At 61.6% G+C, this 2,612-nt stretch carries 2 protein-coding genes; both read left to right on the top strand.

Annotated elements, in window-relative coordinates; genetic code table 11:
• Positions 1-365: 365 nt before the first annotated feature.
• The coding region (locus tag AM231_RS30595) for a condensation domain-containing protein (RefSeq protein WP_423212953.1) at positions 366-2,263 on the top strand (1,898 nt) is incomplete at its 3' end.
• A gap of 26 nt (positions 2,264-2,289) precedes the next feature.
• Positions 2,290-2,612, top strand: a 323-nt coding sequence (locus AM231_RS27910; RefSeq protein ID WP_242615330.1) for an AMP-binding protein, incomplete at its 3' end; no start/stop codon positions are given.

A 2,612-nucleotide genomic window follows, 5' to 3' on the forward strand; every position in this document is an offset into this window, starting at 1 on the left:
CGAACATCAGCAACATCGGCAAACCGATCCCAACGTTGTCGGTTGTTATCTTGGACAAGAATGGACGCCTTGCCCCTTTGGGCGTAGCCGGGGAAATGTACGTGGCTGGAGCAGGCGTGACGCGCGGGTATTTGAACCGTCCAGAGCTGACGGCGGAGAAGTTCGTGGATAACCCATTCGAACCTGGCGAACGGATGTACCGGACGGGAGACCTGGCAAGATGGCTGCCGGACGGGAACCTGGAGTACATGGGGCGGATCGACGAGCAGGTGAAAATCCGGGGGTACCGGATCGAGACAGGCGAAATTGTATACCGTCTGCTGCAGTACGCGGACGTGAAGGAAGNCGAGCGAGACGAGGCTTACCTGTGCGCATACGTGGTGAGCGTGGGAGAATTCGACGCATCCGAATTGCGCGCGTATTTGAAGCGCAGCATGCCGGATTACATGGTGCCGTCGTATCTGGTAGAAGTGGAGCGGATTCCGCTGACAGCCAACGGCAAGGTGGACCGGAAGGCGCTGCCGGAGCCGCAAGGGCTGGTACAGGCGGGAAGCGAATACGTGACGCCGCGAAGCGAGACGGAAGCGAAGCTGGCAGAGATTTGGCAGGACGTGCTTGGCCTTTCGCAGCCGGTGGGCATCCGGGACAACTTCTTCGAGCTGGGCGGCCATTCGCTCAAAGCGACACAACTGGTGTCACGCATCCAGAAGCAATTGGACGCGAGCGTGCCGTTGGGCGAAGTGTTCGCAAGCCCGACGGTAGAGGAACTTGCGGGGTACTTGGAAGCGGCGGCGGTTAAGGAGCGCTACGAGGCGATCGGCAAGGCGGAGCCGCACGAGTGGTATCCGGCCTCGCCTGCACAGCAGCGGCTGTACGTGGTAAGTCAGCTGGATCCTGGGGGCATCGGCTACAACATGCCGCGGGCGCTGGAGATCGTAGGGGAGCTTAACGTGCAGCGTGTGCGGGAGAGCTTGAACTTGCTGGCGGAGCGTCACGAATCGTTCCGCACGTCGTTTGCGATGCAAGAAGATCAGCTGATGCAGCGCATCGCCGGGCGTGTGGAAGTGCCGGTTGAGGTGACGGACAGCACGGAGGACGAAGCAAAGACGCGGGTGAAAGCGTTCGTGCGTCCGTTCGATCTGGGCAAAGCGTCGCTCTTGCGTGCGGCACTGATCCGCCTAGAAGAGCAGCGGCACGTGCTGCTGCTGGACATGCACCACATCGTCTCGGACGGAACGTCGATGGACGTGTTCGTGGACGAGTTCACGCGATTGTACGCGGGCGAGCAGTTGGCGCCGCTTGCGATTCACTATAAGGATTATGCGGTATGGCTGCGGGAGAAGATGCAGGGCGAGGCGTACCGGGCGCAGGAGCAATACTGGCTGCAGGCGTTCGAGGAAGAGGTGCCGGTGCTGCAGCTGCCGACGGACTACGCGCGGCCGGCGGCCCGCCGGTTCGAAGGGGACCACGCCGGTCAATCGTGGAGCGAGCACGTGACGGATCGGCTGAAGCAGCTGTGCGCCAAGCAAGGGGTTACGCTGTACATGGCGCTCTTGGCGGCGTACGGGGTGCTGCTGTCGCGCTATGCGGGGCAGGAGGATGTCGTCGTCGGTTCGCCGGTGGCGGGCAGAAGGCATCCGGATGCGGAACGGATGATCGGGATGTTCGTGGGCACGCTGGCGATGCGCAGCCGCCCGGCGGGAAGTAAACGGTTCGACGCGTACTTGGCGGAAGTGAAGGCGGCGGTGCTGGGCGCGATGGAGAACCAGGATTATCCGTTTGAGGAACTGTTGGAGAAGGCGGCAGTGCGGCGGGATACGAGCCGCAACCCGCTGTTCGACACGATGCTGGTGCTGCAGAACATGCAGATGAGCGAATGGAAGCCGGAAGGGCTGACGATTCGGCCGTACCCGCAGGAATATCGGGTCGCGAAATTCGACCTGACGGTAGCTGCAGTCGAGCAGGAAGGACGGCTGTATTTCGACTGGGAGTATAGCACGGCACTGTTTAAGAAGGAAACGGTCGAGCGGATGGCCGGGCATTTGGCGGCAATCGTGGAGCAGATCGTCGAAACGCCGGACATGCGGCTAGCCGAGATCGAGCTGGTCGTAGAAGAAGAGAAGGGTCAACTGCTGGAGACGTTTAACGACACGAAGGCGGAGTATCCGAAGGACCAAACGATCCAGGCGCTGTTCGAGCAGCAGGCGGAGCGAACGCCGGAAGCGGAGGCGGTCGTATTCGAGTCTGAACGGTTGACGTACGGNTACGGGGAGTGCGAAGGCGGACCTGTTGGCGCATGAGCTGCGGTCGCGTGGCGTCGGAGCGGACCAAATCGTAGGGATCATGGCGGACCGTTCGCTCGAGATGATCGTGGGGATTCTCGCGATCCTGAAGGCTGGTGGCGCATACTTGCCGATTGACCCGGCGTACCCGGCGGAGCGGATCGCGTACATGCTGGAAGACAGCGAGGCTGAACTGCTGCTTGTATACGGGGACGCGGAAGTACCACAAGATTACGAAGGAAGCGTGCTGAATCTGGCGGATGCGTCGCTGTACGCGGGCGACACCGCGAACTTGCCAGCGGCCAGCGGGCCGAACGATTTAGCGTACAT

The sequence above is a fragment of the Paenibacillus solani genome, assembly GCF_001277345.1.
GTDB classification, from domain to species: Bacteria; Bacillota; Bacilli; order Paenibacillales; family Paenibacillaceae; genus Paenibacillus_AQ; species Paenibacillus_AQ solani.